The organism is Streptomyces sp. IBSBF 3136 (assembly GCF_036815105.1).
Taxonomy (GTDB): Bacteria; Actinomycetota; Actinomycetes; order Streptomycetales; family Streptomycetaceae; genus Streptomyces.
Genome location: NZ_JAJSZC010000141.1, coordinates 1 through 20064 on the forward strand (window position 1 = coordinate 1; position 20064 = coordinate 20064).

At 73.3% G+C, this 20064-nt stretch carries 17 protein-coding genes; 10 read left to right on the forward strand and 7 right to left on the reverse strand.

All coding sequences use genetic code 11. The annotated features are described in order from the left end of the window. The 3 genes from V7E45_RS26300 to V7E45_RS26310 form a co-directional block, all read left to right on the forward strand. Nucleotides 1–772: rhomboid-like protein (locus V7E45_RS26300; RefSeq protein ID WP_333776680.1), on the forward strand; the 772-nt coding region annotated here is incomplete at its 5' end. Between the two features lie 171 nt (nt 773–943). Then, nucleotides 944–3364 (forward strand): endopeptidase La, encoded by a 2421-nt coding sequence (gene lon / locus V7E45_RS26305; RefSeq protein WP_333776681.1) that lies wholly within the window; start codon nt 944–946, stop codon nt 3362–3364. Between the two features lie 135 nt (nt 3365–3499). Continuing rightward, entirely contained in the window at nt 3500–4612 is a 1113-nt protein-coding gene (locus tag V7E45_RS26310) for a serine/threonine-protein kinase (RefSeq protein WP_333776682.1), read from the forward strand. A 15-nt stretch (nt 4613–4627) separates the two neighbouring features. On the opposite strand, the gene V7E45_RS26315 is transcribed toward V7E45_RS26310, so the two are convergent. Both V7E45_RS26315 and V7E45_RS26320 read right to left on the reverse strand, forming a co-directional pair. Then, complete coding sequence (locus tag V7E45_RS26315) at nt 4628–6985, reverse strand: ATP-binding SpoIIE family protein phosphatase (RefSeq protein WP_333776683.1); 2358 nt, start codon at nt 6983–6985, stop codon at nt 4628–4630. A 119-nt stretch (nt 6986–7104) separates the two neighbouring features. Continuing rightward, nucleotides 7105–7929 (reverse strand): lysozyme, encoded by an 825-nt coding sequence (locus V7E45_RS26320; RefSeq protein ID WP_333776684.1) that lies wholly within the window; start codon nt 7927–7929, stop codon nt 7105–7107. A gap of 238 nt (nt 7930–8167) precedes the next feature. Between V7E45_RS26320 and V7E45_RS26325 the strand changes: the two genes are divergently transcribed. Then, nucleotides 8168–8659, forward strand: coding sequence for a MarR family winged helix-turn-helix transcriptional regulator (locus tag V7E45_RS26325; protein WP_333776685.1), 492 nt, complete (start codon nt 8168–8170; stop codon nt 8657–8659). Nucleotides 8660–8698: 39 nt separating this feature from the next. On the opposite strand, the gene V7E45_RS26330 is transcribed toward V7E45_RS26325, so the two are convergent. Next, nucleotides 8699–9487 (reverse strand): hypothetical protein, encoded by a 789-nt coding sequence (locus tag V7E45_RS26330; protein ID WP_333776686.1) that lies wholly within the window; start codon nt 9485–9487, stop codon nt 8699–8701. Between the two features lie 399 nt (nt 9488–9886). Here V7E45_RS26330 and V7E45_RS26335 point away from each other — a divergent pair, with 399 nt between their 5' ends. The 5 genes from V7E45_RS26335 to V7E45_RS26355 are packed head-to-tail and all read left to right on the forward strand — an operon-like array spanning nt 9887 to nt 15568. Beyond that, entirely contained in the window at nt 9887–12751 is a 2865-nt protein-coding gene (locus tag V7E45_RS26335; protein WP_333776687.1) for a sensor histidine kinase, read from the forward strand. Beyond that, entirely contained in the window at nt 12748–13245 is a 498-nt protein-coding gene (locus tag V7E45_RS26340) for a roadblock/LC7 domain-containing protein (protein WP_319149048.1), read from the forward strand. The genes V7E45_RS26335 and V7E45_RS26340 overlap by 4 nt, the downstream gene beginning before the upstream one ends. Further along, entirely contained in the window at nt 13242–13661 is a 420-nt protein-coding gene (locus tag V7E45_RS26345; protein ID WP_333776688.1) for a DUF742 domain-containing protein, read from the forward strand. Before V7E45_RS26340 ends, V7E45_RS26345 begins: the two co-directional genes overlap by 4 nt. Further along, nucleotides 13642–14289, forward strand: coding sequence for a GTP-binding protein (locus tag V7E45_RS26350; protein WP_333776689.1), 648 nt, complete (start codon nt 13642–13644; stop codon nt 14287–14289). The genes V7E45_RS26345 and V7E45_RS26350 overlap by 20 nt, the downstream gene beginning before the upstream one ends. A gap of 25 nt (nt 14290–14314) precedes the next feature. Beyond that, the gene (locus V7E45_RS26355) at nt 14315–15568 is read left to right on the forward strand and encodes a styrene monooxygenase/indole monooxygenase family protein (protein WP_333776690.1); all 1254 of its coding nucleotides are present in this window, start codon (nt 14315–14317) and stop codon (nt 15566–15568) included. Here the strand turns inward: V7E45_RS26355 and V7E45_RS26360 are convergent. The 4 genes from V7E45_RS26360 to V7E45_RS26375 form a co-directional block, all read right to left on the reverse strand. Beyond that, nucleotides 15541–16602, reverse strand: a complete 1062-nt coding sequence (locus tag V7E45_RS26360) for a C40 family peptidase (protein ID WP_333776691.1) — start codon at nt 16600–16602, stop codon at nt 15541–15543. The two genes, V7E45_RS26355 and V7E45_RS26360, sit on opposite strands and share 28 nt — an antisense overlap. A gap of 111 nt (nt 16603–16713) precedes the next feature. Then, nucleotides 16714–17037, reverse strand: a complete 324-nt coding sequence (locus tag V7E45_RS26365) for a hypothetical protein (protein ID WP_333776692.1) — start codon at nt 17035–17037, stop codon at nt 16714–16716. Continuing rightward, complete coding sequence (locus V7E45_RS26370) at nt 17024–17677, reverse strand: TetR/AcrR family transcriptional regulator (protein ID WP_333776693.1); 654 nt, start codon at nt 17675–17677, stop codon at nt 17024–17026. Before V7E45_RS26370 ends, V7E45_RS26365 begins: the two co-directional genes overlap by 14 nt. 107 nt (nt 17678–17784) lie before the next feature. Next, nucleotides 17785–18723: an AurF N-oxygenase family protein gene (locus V7E45_RS26375; RefSeq protein ID WP_333776694.1), complete on the reverse strand. Its 939-nt coding sequence runs from the start codon at nt 18721–18723 to the stop codon at nt 17785–17787. Between the two features lie 123 nt (nt 18724–18846). Here V7E45_RS26375 and V7E45_RS26380 point away from each other — a divergent pair, with 123 nt between their 5' ends. Continuing rightward, complete coding sequence (locus V7E45_RS26380; RefSeq protein ID WP_333776695.1) at nt 18847–19956, forward strand: ferritin-like domain-containing protein; 1110 nt, start codon at nt 18847–18849, stop codon at nt 19954–19956. Nucleotides 19957–20064: the final 108 nt, after the last annotated feature.

The following is a 20064-nucleotide window of genomic DNA, read 5'->3' on the forward strand; positions in this document are numbered from 1 at the left end:
GTCCAGGCCCCCGGGCGCCCCCCTTCCCGCCGGACGCGCCCGCCCGCGGCCCGTCCCGGACATCACCGGGCCGCTCGGTGGCGTCCCGCGGCAGCGCGAGGCGCGGGTCCCGGCCGAGATCGCCGGGCCGCGCACGGCCGCGCTCTCCCGGCTGCGCCGCGTCCGGCCCCGGCACCTTCTGCCCACGCCCACCGGCACGCCGTTCACCTTCGCCTACACGGCCGCCCTCGCCGTCACCTCGCTGGTGGCGGCGCTCGCCGACCCCGCGCTCGTGCACGCGCTCCAGCAGGCTTCCAGCACCGACGTCGCCCACCTGGTGCGCACACCGCTCCTGGCGCTCCTGGCCAGCGCGCTGTGGATCGCGGGCGGTGTCCTCTCGCCGTACGCGACCGCCTTCGTGCTGGTGCTCAGTGCCCTGGAGCGGCGGGTGGGCGCGGCCCGGGCCGCCGGGGTGTTCCTGGCCGGGCACGTCCTGGCCACCCTCGCCACGGAGGTCCCGGTGGGTCTCGCGGTGCTGTCCGGCCGGCTGCCGGACACCTCGCTGCACCGCCTCGACTACGGCATCAGCTTCGGCGTCGCCGCCTGCGTCGGCGCGCTGGCCGGCCTGCTCGCCCCCAGGCTGCGCCGGCCCCTGCTCACCCTGGTCGCGGGCATGCTCATCGGCGACCTGGCCGCCTCCCGGGACCCGATGACCGACTGGGGCCACCTGATCGCCCTCGCGATCGGCGTCGCCACCTGGCCCTGGGTGCGGCGTCGGCCGGCCCGCGCCTGAACTCCCCGCGAGGCGCGGCGCCGTACCGCCGACGACCCGTCACCCCCCTCCGGCCTGCCGGAACGCCGCCCTCCGCCCGTGATCGCTCACGGCGAACAGCCCCGGGGGAACATTCGCGTCCCGCCGTGCATTGAGTCGGCATAGCTCAAGTTGACTGCCTAAGGGGAGATCATGGCTGCTGAGTCCACGGCGTTCACGCTCGTGTTGCCCGTGCTGCCGCTCGACGACGAGGTCGTGCTGCCCGGGATGGTGGTTCCGCTGGACCTGAACGACGCCGAGGTGCGCGCCGCGGTGGAGGCCGCCCAGGCCGCCGCCCGGTCCGAACCCGGCAAGCCCAGGGTGCTGCTGGTCCCACGCGTCGACGGCACGTACGCCGGTACGGGTGTGCTGGGCACGGTCGAGCAGGTCGGCAGGCTGGCCGACGGCGACCCGGGTGCCCTGATCCGCGGCCGCGCCCGGGTACGGATCGGCGCCGGCACGACGGGACCGGGCGCCGCGCTGTGGGTCGAGGGCACCCGACTCGACGACAGCGTGCCCGACCCGCTGCCCGGCCAGGTCGCGGACCTCGTCAAGGAGTACAAGGCCCTCGCCGCGAGCTGGCTGAAGAAGCGCGGCGCCTGGCAGGTCGTGGACCGCGTCCAGGCCATCGACGACGTCTCCGCGCTCGCCGACAACGCCGGGTACTCGCCGTTCCTGACCACCGAGCAGAAGGTGGAACTGCTGGAGACCGCCGACCCGGTGGCCCGGCTCAAGGCCGCCACCCGGCAACTGCGCGACCACCTCGCCGAGCAGGACGTCGCCGAGACCATCGCCAAGGACGTCCAGGAGGGCGTCGACAAGCAGCAGCGCGAGTTCCTGCTGCGGCGTCAGCTGGAGGCCGTGCGCAAGGAACTGCGCGAGCTGAACGGCGACCAGGACGGCGAGGAGTCCGACGACTACCGCGCCCGCGTCGAGGCCGCCGACCTGCCGGAGAAGGTCCGCGAGGCCGCCCTCAAGGAGGTCGACAAGCTGGAGCGCGCCTCCGACCAGTCGCCGGAGGGCTCCTGGATCCGCACCTGGCTGGACACCGTCCTGGAGATGCCGTGGAACACACGGACCGAGGACTCCTACGACATCCAGGGCGCCAAGGCGGTCCTGGACGCCGAGCACGCGGGCCTGGAGGACGTCAAGGAGCGCATCACCGAGTACCTGGCCGTGCGCAAGCGGCGCGATGAGCGCGGCCTCGGCGTCATCGGCGGCCGGCGCGGCGGCGCGGTGCTCGCGCTCGTCGGCCCGCCCGGCGTCGGCAAGACCAGCCTGGGCGAGTCCGTCGCGCACGCCATGGGGCGCAAGTTCGTCCGGGTCGCCCTCGGCGGCGTCCGCGACGAGGCCGAGGTGCGCGGTCACCGCCGCACCTACGTCGGCGCGCTGCCCGGCCGGATCGTCCGCGCCGTCAAGGAGGCCGGGTCGATGAACCCGGTGGTCCTGCTCGACGAGATCGACAAGGTGGGCTCCGACTACCGCGGCGACCCGGCGGCGGCGCTGCTCGAGGTGCTGGACCCGGCGCAGAACCACACCTTCCGGGACCACTACCTGGAGGTGGAGCTGGACCTGTCCGACGTCGTCTTCCTCGCCACCGCCAACGTCCTGGAAGCAATCCCGGAGGCCCTCGCCGACCGTATGGAGATTGTGCGACTGGACGGATACACCGAGGACGAGAAGGTCGTCATCGCCCGTGACCACCTGCTCCCGCGTCAGCTGGAGCGGGCGGGCCTGGCCGGGGACGAGGTCTCCCTCGACGAGAGCGCCCTGCGCAAGCTCGCCGGGGAGTACACCCGCGAGGCGGGCGTGCGCACCCTGGAGCGGTCCATCGCGCGGCTGCTGCGCAAGGTCGCGGCCCAGCACGAACTCGGCCGGCGCGAGCTGCCGTTCACCGTCCGGGACGAGGACCTGCGCGCGCTGATCGGCCGCCCGCACCACGTGCCCGAGTCCGCCCAGGACCCGGCCGAGCGCCGGACGTCCGTACCGGGCGTGGCGACCGGCCTCGCGGTCACCGGGGCCGGCGGCGACGTCCTCTTCGTCGAGGCGTCCCTGGCCGACCCGGAGACGGGCGCGGCCGGACTGACCCTGACCGGCCAGCTCGGCGACGTGATGAAGGAGTCGGCGCAGATCGCCCTGAGCTTCCTGCGCAGCCACGGCGCCGAACTGGAGCTGCCGGTCGCCGACCTGAAGGACCGGGGCGTGCACATCCACTTCCCGGCGGGCGCGGTCCCGAAGGACGGGCCGAGCGCGGGCATCACCATGACCACCGCCCTCGCGTCGCTGCTCTCCGGCCGGCTGGTGCGCACGGACGTGGCGATGACCGGCGAGGTCTCGCTGACCGGCCGGGTGCTCCCCATCGGCGGGGTGAAGCAGAAGCTGCTCGCCGCCCACCGCGCCGGGGTGACCACCGTGATCATCCCCAAGCGCAACGAACCCGACCTGGACGACGTCCCGGCCGAGGTGCTGGACAAGCTCGACGTCCACGCCGTGACCGACGTCCGCCAGGTCCTGGAACTGGCGCTCGCGCCCGCGACGAGCGACGCGGCGCCGGAGGTTCCGGTGGCGGCGTGACGGACGCCGCCGGACGAGGCGAGGCCCGGGTCCCGTGAGGGAGGCCCGGGCCTTCGCCCCGCCGTGACCCGCGCGGCGGTGGCCCGGGCGCGGGTGAGCGAGCGCGCGCCCGGCCCGGATCGATAGAATTCGGGGGTGAGTGGGCAGGCGCTCCAGCCCTCCGGCCCGATCGGGACGGAGATCGCCGGCTACCGCGTGGTGCGCGAGCTGGGCCACGGCGGCATGGCCGTCGTCTACTGCGCCGAGGACCTGCGCCTGGGCCGTACGGTCGCCCTCAAGCTGCTCGCCCCCGAGTACACCCGCAACGAGGCCTTCCGCCGCCGCTTCACCCAGGAGTCCCGGATCGCGGCCGCCATCGAGCACCCCCACATCGTCCCCGTCTTCGAGGCCGGCGAGACGGACGGGATCCTGTACATCGCGATGTGCTACGTCCACGGGCTCGACCTGCGCGCCGTGCTCGACCGTGACGGCCCGCTCCCCGTGCCGGCCGCGCTGCGCATCGCCGCCCAGCTGGCGTCCGCGCTCGACGCGGCCCACGAACGAGACCTGGTGCACCGGGACGTCAAACCCGGCAACGTCCTGGTCGCCAAGGGTGTCGACAGCGACCACCCCGAGCACGTCTACCTGACCGACTTCGGGCTGGCGAAGAAGTCGCTGTCGCTCACCGGGTTCACCACGGCGGGCGAGTTCGTCGGCACCCTCGACTACGTGGCGCCCGAGCGGGTCGCGGGCCGCCCCGTGGACGGCCGGTCGGATCTGTACAGCCTGGCCTGCGTCGTCCACGAGACCCTCGCGGGCGCCCCGCCCTTCCGGCGCGAGGACGACCTCGAACTGCTGTGGGCGCACCAGTACGACCCGCCGCCCCCGCTCAGCGCGGAACGGCCCGGGCTGCCGCCGGCCGTCGACGACGTCCTGAGCCGGGCGCTGGCCAAGGCCCCGGACGACCGCTACGGCTCCTGTCTGGAGTTCGTCGCCGCCCTGCGCGCCGCCGTGGCCGGCCCCGCCCACCGGGAACGCACCCCGACGCTGGTGGACGCCCGCGCGCGGCCGGTCGAGCCCTTGAAGCCGGGGGAGCCCTCGGAGCGGGTCGAGCCCTCGGAGCCGGTGGAGCCCTCGGAACCGATGGAGTCCTCGGAGCGGGTCGAGTCCTCGGAGCCGGTCGGCCCGGCCCAGCCGGTCCGCCCGGCCGTCCCCGCGGTGCCCGAGCCGCCCGCCTGGGCCGCCCCCGTCCTCGGGGGACCGGCGTAGTTCCGGTCGGTCGCGTCAGCGCCCGGGCAGCGACTGCTCCGCCCACACGGTCTTGCCGACCCGGTCGTGCCGGGTGCCCCAGCGTTCGGCGAGCTGCGCGACCAGCAGCAGGCCCCGGCCGCCCTCGTCGAAGATCCGGGCGCGCCGCATGTGCGGGGTGGTCCCGCTGGAGTCGTAGACCTCGCAGATCAGCTTGGAGTCCTGGTGGATGAGACGGAGCTGGATGGGCGGACGGCCGTAGCGGATGGCGTTGGTGACCAGTTCGCTGACCATCAGCTCGGTGGTGAACGCGGCGTCCTCGAGTCCCCAGGTGCTGAGCTGCTCGTTCGTGTGCTTGCGGGCCCGGGCCACCACGGCGAACTCGCTTTCCAGCTCCCAGGAGGCGACCCGGTCGGCGTGCAGCGCCCGGGTGCGGGCGACGAGCAGGGCGATGTCGTCCTCGGGGCGGTGGCTCAGCAGCTCGGTGAGCACCCGGTCGCAGACCGAGTCCAGGTTCGGGGCCGGGCGCACCAGCGCCGCGAACATCTTGTCCAGCGCCTCGTCGATGTCGTGCTCGCGTGCTTCGAGCAGCCCGTCGGTGTACAGGGCGAGCAGGCTGCCCTCGGGCAGTTCGGTCTCGAACGCCTCGAACGGCAGCCCGCCGAGACCGAGCGGCGGCCCGGCGGGCACGTCCAGGAAGCGGACGGCGCCGTCCGGGGTGACCACGGCGGGCGGCGGGTGGCCGGCCCGGGCGAGCGTGCAGTGGCGCGAGACCGGGTCGTAGACCGCGTACAGGCAGGTGGTGCCGATGCCCCCGGCGGTCTCCGCGGCCGGGTCGGCGCTGCCCTCGTCCGCCGCCAGCCGCAGCACGAGGTCGTCGAGGTGGGTGAGCAGTTCGTCGGCGGGCAGGTCGACGTCGGCCAGGGTGCGCACGGCGGTGCGCAGCCGTCCCATGGTGGCCGAGGCCCGGATGCCGTGGCCGACGACGTCGCCGACGACCAGCGCGACCCGCGCCCCGGACAGCGGGATCACGTCGAACCAGTCGCCGCCGACACCGGCCCGGGTGGCCGCGGGCAGATAGCGGGTGGCGATCTCCAGGGCCGCCTGTTCGGGCAGGGTGTGCGGGAGCAGGCTGCGTTGCAGGGACATGGTGGTGGTGCGGGCCCGGGCGGCACGGCGGCCGCTGCGCAGGCCGGTGGCCGCCTTCGCGGTGAGGTCCTCGGCCAGCCGTAGGTCCTCCGGGCCGAACGGCTCGCGCCGCCGGTGGCGCCCGAACAGCGCGACGCCGAGCGTGCTGCCCTCGGCCCGTACCGGGACCACCATCAGCGAGTGGGCGCCGTAGGCGTGCAGCCAGGCGGCCGCCGGGTCGACGGCCGCCCATCCCGCGACCACCGGGTCCGAGGTGGCGTAGAGGACGGCCTGGCCGGAGATGAGGCAGTCCGCGGGGGGTGAGCCCGGTTCGTAGGCGGTCGCCTCGCCCACCCGGGCCCCGGGGGTGGGCCCGTCGCCGTCGGGTACGGCCCGGACGGCGGCACGGCGCAGGACGAGCGGGCTCGCCGTGGAGTCGCCGGGCTCGGCGCGGCCGCGGGGGGCGTCGAGCAGGTCCACGGCCATGAAGTCGGCGAGCCGGGGGACCGTGGCGTCGGCCAGCTCCTGCGCGGTGTGCCGCAGGTCGGGGGCGGTGCCGACCCGTGTGTCGGCGTCCCCCTCGTCCCGCCGGACGGTGGTGTCCGCGGCGCGCCGGTGCGCCGCGAGGCAGACGGCGCGCACCTTGCCGGTGCCGTCCTTCAGCGGGGTGAGGACGGTGGGCGGGCCGAGTCCCGCGCCGACGCCGGTCCGCAGCTCCCGCGGCTCGCCGCTCTCCACCACCTCGCGCATCGTGAGGTCGGCGTCGTCGCTGGCCCGGCCTGGGGCGATGTGGGCCAGGTGCAGTCCGCGCATCGCCGCCTCGGGCAGCGACAGGGCGCGCTCCAGACGGCGGTTGGCGCGCAGCAGGCGCAGTTCGGTGTCGAAGATGGCCAGCGGGAACGGCGACTGGATGAAGGTCCACTCCTCCAGGGGCTCACCCCGGGGCGGCTGCGGCCGGTCGCCCACGGCGGACACCACGAGCCAGTCGGCGGCCCCGGTGTCGGAGGTGCGGCGGTGGGCGAGCAGGCCCTGCTCCACGCGGTGGCCGTCCCGGTGCCGCAGCGGCACGGTGCCGTTCCACCGGTCGCGTCCGGCCAGGGCCCGCCGGGCGGCCCCGCCCTCGGCGGCGAGCAGTGCGGTGGCGGGGCGTCCGACGACCGCCGAGGACTCGTAGCCGAGCAGTTGCCGGGCACCCTCGCTCCAGCTGGTCAGGATGCCCTGCTCATCGATGGTGGCCGTGGCCGTGTACGTCGAGTGTCGCTCCATCGCCGCTCATCTCGCCCTTGCTCGGCAGGCTCTCCTGACCAGCATGATCCCGGCCGGCGCGGAGCACCAACGCAAGCCCGCGCGGCAGCGGCGCGAGAACGCGGCGATACGCGAGGGGACTAACCGTTGGCCAGTGCCTGCACCCGGTCGAGGGCGCCGTTGAACTTGTCGTGGTCGCCGACCGTCGGGCCCGACGAGGTGTACTGCCACATCGTGTAGTACCCCCAGCCCGCCGGCAGGGTTCCGGGGTCCGTGGCGTAGCGGGCGATCCACAGCGGGTTGTTCCCGGCGAAACCGCCGTAGTCGCCGGTGCACTGGGTCCACCAGCTGGTCGCCGTGTAAATGACGGCGTCCCGGCCCGTGCGCGCCTTGTAGGTGTTGAGGAAGTCCGCGATCCAGCTCACCATCCCGCTCGCCGTCTTGCCGTAGCAGGCGGCGCCGTACGGGTTCCACTCGATGTCCAGCACGCCCGGCAGCGTCCTGCCGTCCCGGGACCAGCCGCCGCCGTGGTCCACGAAGTAGTTGGCCTGGGTGGCGCCGCTCGTGGTGTCGGGGGTCGCGAAGTGGTACGCGCCGCGGATCATGCCGACGTTGTACGAGCCGTTGTACTGCTGGGCGAAGTAGGGGTTCGTGTAGTACGTCCCCTCCGTGGCCTTGGTGTAGGCCCAGCGGACGCCGCTGTTCCACAGGGTGCTCCAGGCGACGTTGCCCTGGTACCCGGCGACGTCGACGCCCTCGGTCTGGGTGACGTCACCAGTGGTGGGGGTGCCGTTCCGTCCGTCGTGGGCGAGGACTCCCATGCCCATGTAGGCGGTACCCCGGCCGGGCGCGGTCGCGGCCCGGGCGGTGGTCAGGGAGACGGAGAGGGCGAGCGCCGACAGCAGGGCCGTGAGGAGGACGGCGAGCGGGCGTGGCCGGAGGAATCCGGGTCTGGGCACGGGCATGACGTGTCTCCGGGGGGAGTGAGGTGGGGGCGCGTGGGGTGACCGAAGTGACCGTTGCTTCACTGGCGTGGTCATGTCATTACTTGCCTGCTGAAGAAGCTACGCACGTAGATGACGGCGTGGGAAGAGGGTCCGGATGCTGCCGTTGGTCTACGCCTGCGAAATACTTACGGAGCTGCGGCAATGACGACGTTTGACAGAAACTTTCAGGACCGCGAAACCGAGCAGGGGTGCTGACGTGCACGAGGACGGAAACGGCGGTGCGTCCGGCACCGCCGGCCAGGCGACGCCCAGTGGTGCAGACCAGGAGTTCCTGGCGCTGGAGCGCGAGTTGACGGTGCTGCTCAGGCGCGCCCGGGCCAGCCAGGGCGAGATGGCCCGCGAGGTCCACCCCGACCTGGAGTCCTCCGCGTACGGCCTGCTCATCCGCCTCGACGAGCTGGGCGGCCAGCGCGCCACCGAGCTGGCCGCGTACATCGGCGTCGGCAAGGCCACCATGTCCCGCCAGCTGCGCGCCCTGGAGGAGCTCGGCCTGATCGCCCGCGAGCCGGACCCCGCGGACGGGCGGGCCTGGCTGGTGACCCTGACCGACGAGGGCCGCGGCCGGGTCGGCAAGGTCCGCGAGGCCCGCCGCGCCCGCTACGTCCGCCAGCTCGCCCACTGGGACCGCCACGAGGTCGCGGAACTCGCCCGGCTGATCCACCGGTTGAACAACGTCATGGAGCGCTAGACCGGCAGGCCCTCACGGCGGCCCGCACACCCGCGGCCCTCACAGCTCCACGAACACCGCCGTCGCGTCGTCGTGCGTCTTGGCGCGGCCGAGGAACGCCCGCGTCTCGCGGTCGGCCGCCTCCAGTTCGCGCACCCGGTCGACGAGCCGGCGGGCACCCTCCTCGGCGAGGAACCCGAACAGCTTCGTCCAGTCGCCCTCCGCGAACCGCTCCGTCCAGCGGGCCGCGCCGTCCGTCAGCGCGGCCAGGGCGCCGACCTCGGCGCGGGGGAGGGTGCCGACGACCGCGCGGGCCGCGACCGAGGGATCGGCCGCCGCCGTGAAGAAGCCGCCCTCCTTGTTGCGCAGGTGGGTGTCGACCAGCGCGTCGGTGGCCAGCGCCGCACGCGGCAGCCGGGCGAGCCGGTCGTCCAGCACCGGGGTCACCGCGCCACCGGGCGACCGCAGCAGCAGCACGGAGTCCGACAGCACCAGATACTCCACGGACGCGTCCGACCAGCGGGACAGGGCCACGGTTGCCTGAGGTGTGCGCGGGTGAGAAAGGTCACAGGTGCCGGCGTGGGCCTCCGCGGTCCGGGCGATCGCCTTCGCGAGAACCTCCGGGAGCGTCAGATCTCGCCGTGAAACGGTCAGTTCGGTCAGGGTGCCGCCGAGCCGTCCGACGAACCAGGGGACCGTGTGCAGACAGCCCGCGCCGTCCCGCGGCGGCGTCACTCCGTCAAGCAAGATCACGCAACCCCCCTGACCGCAGGCGGGTAGCCCGACACCGGCGAAGTCCTCGTTGGGGCGGTTCGGGTCACCGGGTTCCGACACGAGATCTGTTCGCATCCAGCCAGTCTGCACGAGCCCTTCACAGGCTCCGCGAATGCCGCCGACCGCCGCCGAATTGGCGCGCCCGCCCAGGTCAGCCGCCTGGTTTGCGGGTAATGCGGGGTAATGGGAGCACTCCGGGAAGACGTGGCGGCGAATATTGCCAAAGCCTGCCGCGCGCGTCCAACCGGCCCGCCGCGCACCGGCCCCGCACAGGCCGCTGGAACTTGCCCGCCAACTTCCCTTCGATGTTCACTCCTTCGGGTGGCGGGTCAGGTGATGGGCGACCACTGCCCACCGGCGCTGGGAGGGTCGGGAACCGTACGAACCGGGTGTACGCACCACTTGGCACCAGGACCCGGACGACGGGGCGCCACCCGGGCCCATGGGTAGACGAGTTCAGGATTGCGAGCACCGGTGCAGATGAAGCGGCCTCGGCGCACAGGCAGGCAGACGGCCCCAGATGGGGCCGCCCAGCAGGACCCGGTGGGCGCCGGCCGCCCCACCCATGTGCGCACCCGGCTGATCGTCGCCGTGGCCGTGGTGGCCGCCGCCGTCGCCGGAGCGGGGGCGCCCTCGCTGCTCGCCGCCTCCCAGGACCTCAGCGACTCCCAGGACCTGGTGACGCTGGCCGGACGCACGGAGGACGCGCTCGCGCTCGCCCACTCGCTCGCCGACGAACGCGACGAGGTCACCTCCTACGTCGCGGCCGGACGCCCCAAGTCCAAGGCGCCCTCCGAGGACCGCAGCGCCCGCGTCGACCGCCAGGTCGAGGAGCTGCGCGCCGACACCGACACCCCGGCCGGGCTGCGCGCCGACCTCGACGGCATCGCCGCCGTCCGCCGGTCCGCCCTCACCGGCAAGACCGACGCGCTGCGCACCCACCAGGCGTACTCGGCCACCATCACCGCGCTGCACCGGCTCGCCGACGAACTGGCCGAACGGCTGCCCCCGCGGGCCGGCGCAGGTGTCCACCCGCTCGCCGAACTGGACTCCGCCGTCCAGGACTCCGCGGCCGCCCGCGGCCTGCTGCTCGCCGCGCTCAACGTCCCGTCCACCCGGCAGACGGTCATCGACCCCACCACCGGCCTGCCGAGTACGAGCACCACCACGACCGACGCGGACCGCAAGCAGCGCGACGCGCTCACCGCCGCCGCCCAGCTCGCCCGGCTGCGCTCCGACGCGGCCCTCGCCGACTTCCGGGAGACGGCCCCCAAGGCGTCCGTGACCTCCTACGACTCCACGGTCACCGGGCCCGAGGTCAACTCCGCCGACAAGTACCTGGCCGCCCTCACCGACCAGCCCTCCCTGACCGGCGGCGAACTGGCCACCAGCACCAAGAAGCTGGACGCGGCCCTGTCCGCCCGGGTCGACCTCATGCGCGGCGCCGAGTCGGCGCTCTACGACCACCGCACCAAGGACCTCGCGCGGCTCAGGGACGACGACGTCACCGCGCTGGAGATCCGCGTCGCCGTCCTCGGCGCCCTCATGCTGGTCGCCGTGGGCATCGCCACCGCCATGGCCCGCACCCTCACCCGGCCGCTCTCCGTGCTGCGCCGCGGCTCGGCCCGGCTGGCCGGCGCCGAGGACCCGGCGGCCCAGGAGCCGATCGCCTTCACCGGCCGCAACGACGAGTTCGCTCAGGTCGTCCGCTCGGTCAACGCCCTGCACGCGCACGCCGCCGCCCTGTACGAGCGCGTGGCCACGCTGGAGGCCGACCGCAAGCACCTGGTCGGCCAGCGGCAGCGGATGGCCGACGCCCGCGAGGAACTGCGCGCCGAACTCGCCGACTCCGCCGCCCAGCTGGAGCGGCTGCGCACCAGCATCGGCGGCACCTTCGTCAACCTCGCCCTGCGCACCCTCGGCCTGGTCGAGCGGCAACTGGCCGTCATCGAGGGCCTGGAGGACCGGGAGCAGGACCCCGACCGGCTCGCCACCCTGTTCAAGCTCGACCACTTCGCCACGGTCATGCGCCGCCACAGTGAGAACCTGCTGGTCCTCGCCGGCACCGAGCACGTCCAGCAGCACCACGGCCCGGTCCCGCTGGTCGACGTGGTCCGCGCCGCGGTCAGCGAGATCGAGCGCTACGAGCGCGTCCGCATCGCGGCCCTGCCCCCGCACGCCCATCTGGCGGGCTTCGTCGCGGACGACCTCTCCCACCTGCTCGCCGAGCTGATGGAGAACGCCACCTCGTTCTCCCCGCCGGACCTGCCCGTCGAGATCTCCGGCTGGCTGCTGGAGTCCGGCGAGGTCATGCTGTCCGTGCAGGACGAGGGCATCGGCATGGCGGGGGACCGCCTCGACCGCCTCAACTCCCGCCTCGCCGACTTCGACCCCGAGTCGCCCTACGACCAGGAGGGCGAGGCCGGCCTCGGCCTCGGCCTGTACGTCGTGGCCCGCCTCGCCCACCGGCACGGCATCCGCGTCCAGCTGCGCGAGCAGAAGCAGGGCGGGGTGGCGGCCGTCGTCGTGCTGCCCCGGTCCCTGCTCGCCGAGGCCCCGGCGGTGGCGGTGCCGCCCCCGGTCACGCGCCCGGACAGCACCCAGACCTTCTCCCTGCCCGGTGCCGACGCCGAGGTCAACTCCAACGTCCTGCACGCCCGCCCGAAGGACACCGACCCACTGGTGGCGCTGGCGGAGCGGGCGGCGCGCACGACGGCCGAGCCCGCCCCGGTGCCCGCCGAGCCCGAGCCGCACGCCCGGCCCGCGGAGGAGCCCGAGCCGCACAGCCGGGCGGCGGAGGAGCCGGAGCCACGGGCCGATGCCGTGGGGACCCCGGAGCCGCACACCCGTGCCGCCGGGACGCCCGAGCCGCACGCACGGGCCGCCGAGCCGCACGCAGGGGCCGTCGGGGCGCCGGAACCGGACGCGGCGCAGCCGCCGGGCCGGCCGGAGCAGCCGCTGGAGACGCCCGCCGAGACGACCATGGAACTTCTCCTCCCCGAGCTCGCGGACCCCGTGTCCGCCGAGGGCGGAGACACCCCGGGGGGACCGCTCGCGGCCGGGGACGGAAAGCGCACGGCGGCCGCAGGCGAGGACGACGAGTCCGCGGCCGAAGCGGAGCCGGTCACCAGCAAGGGCCTCCCCAAGCGCACGCCCAGGATCACCGCACCGGCGGCACCGCCCCGCCAGCGCGCCGCGGGCGTGGACGCCGAGGCACTGCGCCGCAGGCTCGGCGGCTTCCGCCAGGGAGCACAGGCCGGCTATCGCGAGGTGGCGGCGGAGACCGCGGAACGTAGTGAAGAAGCCACGGGGGGCACAGTCGAGGAGGCAAGCAGTTGACCGCGCCCAGTACCTTCGGACTGAGCAGTGAGGCCCGCAACCTGCACTGGCTGCTGACCAACCTGGTCGAGGAGGTCCCCGGCATCCAGTCCGTCGCCGTGGTCTCCTCGGACGGCCTGCTGCTCCTGTCCTCCGACCCGGGCCACACCGAGCAGTCCCGTCGGGCCCGCCCGGCGAAGGGCCCGCGTGGCTCCTCCGCCGACCTCGCCACCATCGTCTCCGGCATCGGCAGCCTCACCGTCGGCGCCGCCCGGCTGATGGAGTTCGGCGGGGTCAAGCACACGATGGTCGCGATGGACGAGGGCAGCCTATTCGTGATGTCGATCAGCGACGGCTCGCTGCTCGGGGTGCACGGCTCGGCGGAGTGCGACATGAGCGTGGTGGCCTACCACATGGCGCTCTTCGTCGGCCGCGCCGGCCATGTGCTGACCCCGGAACTCCGCAGCGAACTGCGCAAGTCCCTGGAGGCCGAGTCGACCGGGAGCGCCCGATGAGCGGCACAGCGAGGAAACTGCCCGTGCGCGGCGGCGACCGCAAACCCGCCCGGGTGCGCCCCTATTCGCTCACCGGCGGCCGCACCCGCTTCGGCCACGTCCTCCTCGTGGAGACGTTCGTGGGCAGCACGGCCGCCCTGGAAGCCGCCGAGGAGCGCAAGGAACTGACGAACAGTCCGCTCTCCAGCCGGGTGATGCCGGAGATGCGGGCCATCGTCGAACTGTGCCGCCGTATGCGCACGGTGGCCGAGATCGCCGCGCTGCTGAAGATGCCGCTCGGCGTGGTCCGCGTCCTCATCAGCGACCTCGCGGACCAGGGAAAGATCCGTGTGTACGGCACCGGAACCGGTCACGGCACCGGCCGTCCGGACCGCGCTCTGCTGGAAAGGGTGCTGAGTGGACTCCGCCGTCTCTGACGCCACCGGCGTCGCCCCCCTCGTCGCCGGCTTCCGTGAGCCCGACGAGGACCTGAAAGCCTGGCAGCAGGACCGTACCCGGGCCCCCATAGCCACCAAGATAGTGGTGGCCGGGGGCTTCGGGGTCGGCAAGACCACGCTGGTCACGACCGTCTCGGAGATCACGCCGCTGCAGACCGAGGCGCTGATGACCGAGGCCAGCGAGGACACCGACGACCTGACCGCCACCCCCGGCAAGCTGAGTACCACCGTGGCCATGGACTTCGGCCGCCTCACGCTCGACGACGACCTCGTGCTGTACCTGTTCGGCACCCCGGGCCAGCAGCGGTTCTGGTTCATGTGGGACGACCTGGTGCGGGGCGCGATCGGGGCCGTCGTGCTGGCCGACACCCGCCGGCTGAAGGACTGCTTCCCCGCCCTGGACTACTTCGAGAGCTGCGGACTGCCGTACGTCGTCGCGGTCAACCACTTCGACGACAGCGAGCTGTTCGAGCCGGAGGACGTGCGCGAGGCGCTGACCATCCCCGCCCACATCCCTGTCATGATCATGGACGCGCGGCGCCGGATCTCGGCCATCGAGACCCTCCTGGCCCTCGTCGGCCACGCGCTCGACGAAACCCCCGAGTAAGTCCCTGTTAGGAGCCCTCACCCGCATGCGGAAGATACTCGTCGTCGGAGCCGGCCAGTCCGGTCTCCAGCTCGCCCTCGGCCTGCAGTCCCACGGCTACGAGGTCACCCTGATGTCGAACCGGACCGCGGACGAGATCCGTTCCGGCCGGGTCATGTCGACGCAGTGCATGTTCGACACGGCGCTCCAGCACGAGCGCGATCTTCAGCTGAACTTCTGGGAGTCCCAGGCTCCGAGGATCGAGGGGCTCGGCGTCTCGGTCGCGGCCCCCGGCTCGCACGACCCCGGGCCCACCCAGCGGGCCATCGACTGGGTGGGCAGGCTGAGCGGGTACGCGCAGTCGGTCGACCAGCGGGTGAAGATGGCCGGCTGGATGGAGACCTTCGCCCAGCGCGGCGGCCAGCTCGTCATCCACGGTGCCGCGGTCGGCGACCTCGACTACTTCTCCCGTGCCTACGACCTCGTCCTGGTCGCGGCCGGCAAGGGCGAGCTGGTGTCGATGTTCGCCCGGGACCCGGAGCGCTCCCCGTACAGCGAGCCGCAGCGCGCACTGGCGGTGTCCTACGTCCACGGACTCGGCCCGCGCCCCGAGCACCCCGAGTTCGACGCGGTCCGCTGCAACGTGGTCCCCGGGGTCGGCGAGCTGTTCGTCATGCCGACGCTCACCACGTCCGGCCGCGCCGACATCCTGTTCTGGGAGGGCATACCCGGCGGCCCGCTCGACGTCTTCGGCGGCGTCAAGGACCCGGCGGAGCACCTCTCCCTGACCCTGGAACTCATGGAGAAGTTCACGCCCTGGGAGTACGCGCGGGCCACCAAGGTCGAACTGACCGACGCCGGCGGCACGCTGGCCGGCCGGTACGCGCCGAACGTCCGCAACCCCGTCGGCCGGCTGCCCGGCGGCGGACTCGTGCTCGGCGTGGCCGACGTGGTCGTCGCCAACGACCCCATCACCGGCCAGGGCTCGAATTCCGCAGCCAAGTGCGCGGCCGCGTACCTCGGCTCCATCCTCGAAAGGGGAGACGAGCCGTTCGACGAGGAGTGGATGCGGGCCACCTTCGAGCGCTACTGGGCCACCGCCCAGCACGTGACCAAGTGGACGAACGCCATGCTGGCGCCGCCGCCGGAGCACGTCCTGAACCTGCTGGGCGCCGCGGGCGGGCTCCAGCCGGTGGCCGACCGCTTCGCCAACGGCTTCGACGACCCGGCCGACTTCGAGAACTTCTTCTACGAGCCGGAGCGCACGGACGCCTACCTGGCCTCGGTCGCCGGGGCCTGAGCGGCGGAGCCGTCCGGACGGACGGCGCCGAGCACCGGATAGGACGCCAGCGGGGAGACCTCCACCTTCTCGCCGGGCCTCGGCGCCTGGACGACCTCGCCGTTGCCCACGTACATCGCCACGTGGGTCGCCTCCGGGAAGTACACGACGAGGTCGCCCGGGCGCAGCTCGCGCAGCGGGACCCGCTTCAGCCGGGCCCACTGCTCCTGGCTGGTGCGGGGGATCGGGGTGCCCGCCTGCTGCCAGGCCCGGGACGTCAGGCCCGAGCAGTCGAAGGACTCCGGGCCCTGGGCGCCCCATCGGTAGGGCTTGCCGACCTGGCCGAGGGCGTAGCGGACGGCCCGGTCGCCCCCGCCGGAAGGCGGGCGGTCGTCACCGCCGAGGGCGCCCGAGGCGGTGAGCCCGCGCTGGGCGGCGGCGACCGAGGTCCGCTCCAGCCCGGCCACCGCGGCCAGCTGCTCCGGCGTGAGCGTGGCGAGGAGCCGTTCGACGTCGGCCAGGCGTGAGCGCACGTCGTCGCGCTGCTTCCTCTGCTGCCCGGCGAGGGTGAGCCGGGCGTCCAGCGCCCGGCGGGCCGCCCGGGCCAGTTCGTCCCGCTTGCGCTCGGTCCCGGTGAGCCGGGTCATGGTCTCGGCGCGCTCGCGGGCCAGCCGGCCGATGACATGGCCCTCGTCCAGCGCGTGCTGCGGGTCGCGGGCCAGCAGCAGCCGCAGGTAGGCGGAGAAGTCACTGCTGCTCTGGTACTGCTGCCGGGCCAGGCGTCCGGCGTCGGTGCGGCTGCCCTGCAGGGCGAGCCGGGCGCGGGCCAGTTCACCGTCGAGCCGGGCCACCTCGGCCTGCTGCCGCTGAAGCCGCTCCGCGGTGGCGTTGTAGGTCTCGGTCGCCTGCTCGGCCTGCCGGTACAGCCGCTGAAGGTCCGTCAGCAGTTCGGAGACGGACCGCGGTGCGGGTTCGGCGACCGCGGGCACGGGCGCGAGGACCGCCTGGGCCGCCACCGCGGCCGTACAGGCCAGGCGCACCAGCATTCCTGACACGTCATCACCTCCGTACGGGTCGGGCGGACCCTCCGCCCGCTTCCGCACGGTGATAATCAGACGTGTCGGTGTGCCGTGTGGAGCATGCGTACGCCGTCCGGCGCAGCGTTCTCACCCGGTCGGGCCGTCCGGCTTGCCGGACGGCGTGGCGTTCCCCTTGGTCCACGGCCATCTGACCCGGCCGCCGCCGCTGCCGCCCTCGGGGTCGAACCGGTACTTCCAGCCCCGCACCACGCCGATCCGCTTGCTGACCGCGCGGGGCACGCGGCGGTAGACCAGCACGGTGGGCGGGCCGCCGGCCGCGTCGGGGACGGGGATGCGGTACGTCTTCGGGGGGTGGCCGGTCATGCCCAGCAGGACGGGCAGCACGCGCCCGTCCATGGGGCCGCCCTCGAAGGGGGTGTCCTGACTCTTCACGGCTTCAGTCTCGGCCATCCCCGGCGAGCGTGCCGACGAGGGCCGCCGTCTGCGGGTCGCGGGCGGCGGTCACCGAGAGCACCGCCACGAACTGCTCGACCAGCCAGTCGCGCAGTTCGCCGGTCTCGGGCTGCTTGTCCTCGTCCAGCCAGATCAGCGAGGCCGCCTCGACGGCCGTGATCCACATGCGGACGGTCATGCGCAGCCGCGGACCGGGGTCGCGGACGCCGAGGTGGCCGAGGATGTGCTCGGCGGCGGCCCGGCGCACCCCGTCCACGATGGCGGTCGTCCGGGACGTCTCCACCACGCTGCCGCCCTGGAGCAGTGCGCTGAAGCCGGTGTCGTGCTCGTCCACGAAGGCCAGGTAGCGGTCCAGGGCCCGGGACAGGCGGGGCAGCAGCGGGCCCCGGCGCGGCTCGTCGAAGCACTTGCGCAGCTCATCGGCGGCCGACCGCAGCGCGGCCTCGTACAGCTGCTGCTTGCCGCCGGGGAAGTAGCGGTACACGAGCGGGCGCGAGACCCCGGCCGCCTCGGCCACGTCGTCCAGCGAGACGTCCTCCGGCGCGCGGTGCGCGAAGAGGGAGAGCGCGGCGTCGAGGAGCTGGCTCCGCCGCTCCTCGACACTCAGCCTGCGGTAGGCCGGGACGGTGGGGGTCATGGGGTTCAGCGTAGTCGTCCCCGGTGTCGGCCGGTCGTGGCCGATCACGCCGTTCCCCACGCCCGGGCCGTCGCCCCGCGGCCGGAACGCGCCTTGACGGCGGGCCTTCAGGCCAGGAGGCCCGAGGAGCGCCACAGCCGCCGGCCGACGCCCCGCAGGACCCCGATGTCGTCCAGGAAGTCCGTCAGCCGCTTCGCCCCGCTCTGCATGACCTCCCGCCGGTGCCCGCTGGCCTTCACCTGGGCCATCGCCTCGCGCCTGTCCAGGCCGACGTTGGTGTAGACGTCGGGGTTGACGAAGGCGACCGAGAACACCCGGGCGAACTCGCCCGAGGTGACCCGGGTGAACTCCTGCGACCACTTCGGCGCCGTCAGCATCTGGCGCCGCAGCTCCTCACGGGCGTACCGCACGTGCCGGGCCTCCTCGACCACGTGGATGCGTGTGACCCCGCGGATCAGCGGCTGCACCCGCTCGTCGGGGAAGGTCAGCCGCTGCATCCAGTCCAGCACCTCCTCGCCGAGCAGCGTGGCCGTGAACGAACCGGGGGTCGTGGAGATGGTCTTGAACAGGCGTCCGAGGTTCTGGTGCGCCCGGCTCACCGGGTACCAGGGCGCGTCGCCGCGCTCGATCAGCCGCGCGAACATCTTGGAGTGCCGGCACTCGTCCTCGATCTCGGTGAGGGCGTACCGCACGTGGGCGCTCGTCGCCGCCTTGTCGTAGATGTGCCGGCACAGCAGCTGCATCAGGATGATCTCGAACCAGATGCCGAGCGAGGCCAGCGCGGCGGCCTCGTGCTGGGAGAGCAGGATCCGCTGTTCCTCGCTCATCCGCCGCCACATCGGGGTGCCGTACAGGGACACCAGCTCCGGCGGCCAGAACCACTTGCCCTCCTCGAAGGGCGCGTCCCAGTCCAGCTCCTTGTCGGGGTCGAAGGAGTGCTTGGCGGAAGAGGCGAGCAGCCTCTCGGCCACCTGCTCGCGGTCCTTGAGCAGGCCGAGCGCGTCGCGCAGTCCGTCGAGCGCGTCCGCTTCCGTCAGCGTCGTCATGGCTCCCTCACCTGGTCACCCGGGGGTACGTCGTCCGCCTCTTATGAGACTGCCTGTCAGCAACGCCGTCAATCCCCCGCGCAGGACTTGTTGACTCACCGTCTACGTGTGACTCTGCGAGGTATGCCGAGCCACGACCTGTACACAGCCGGTCCCGGAAGCTCCCCGTGGCAGGTGCCCGCGTCCGGCGCGGCCCGCTTCAGCTGGGAGTACGACGAGGGCCGCGACCGCCTGCTCGCCCTCTACCAGAAGGGCAAGGACAAGCAGTGGGACGGGCAGAAGCGCATCGACTGGGACCTGGAGGTCGACCCGCACGACCCGCTCGGCACCCCCGAGGAGGCGATGTCCCTCTACGGCACCCCGTACTGGGACCGGCTGACCGACCGGGACAAGGGCGAACTGCGCAAGCACTACGCCTCCTGGCAGTTCAGCCAGTTCCTGCACGGTGAACAGGGCGCGATGATCTGCGCGGCCCGGATCGTGGAGTCGGTGCCCGACATGGACGCCAAGTTCTACTCGGCGACCCAGACCATGGACGAGGCCCGGCACGCCGAGATCTACGGCCGCTTCCTGCACGAGAAGATCGGCATGCTCTACCCGATCAACGACAACCTGCAGTCCCTGCTCGCCGACACCCTGCGCGACAGCCGCTGGGACATGCCGTACCTGGGCATGCAGGTCCTGATCGAGGGGCTCGCCCTCGCCGCGTTCGGCATGATCCGGGACACCACCGACAAGCCCCTGCCCCGGCAGATCCTCGCCTACGTCATGCAGGACGAGGCCCGGCACGTCGCCTTCGGGCGCATGGCGCTGCGCGACCACTACCGGCAGCTCACCGACGCCGAACTGCGTGAGCGCGAGGAGTTCGTCATCGAGGGCTGCTACCTGATGCGCGACCGGCTGCGCGGTGTCGAGGTGCTGGAGAACTTCGGCATCCCGCGCGCCGAGGCCGAGCGGATCAGCGAGAACTCGGAGTTCCTCCAGCTCTTCCGCAAGCTCCTCTTCAGCCGCATCGTGCCCTGCGTCAAGGACATCGGCCTGTGGGGCAAGCGGCTCCAGCAGGCCTACGTCGACCTCGGCGTGTTCGAGATGGGCGACTCCAGCCTCGACCTGCTGATGACCCAGGACGAGGAGATCGCCGAGCGGCTGGACGCGGAGCGCTTCGCCGCCGAGGAGCGGGAACGGGTGGCCGAGGTGCGGGAGACCATCGAAGCCGCCACCGACCCGTCCTGAACGTCACTCAGGTGCAGTAACGTGCTGGCGTGTCCATGCCTCCGCCGCCCCAGCCGCCGCAGTACCCCTACGGTCAGCAGCCCCCGCAGACCCCACCGCCGCCCGGCC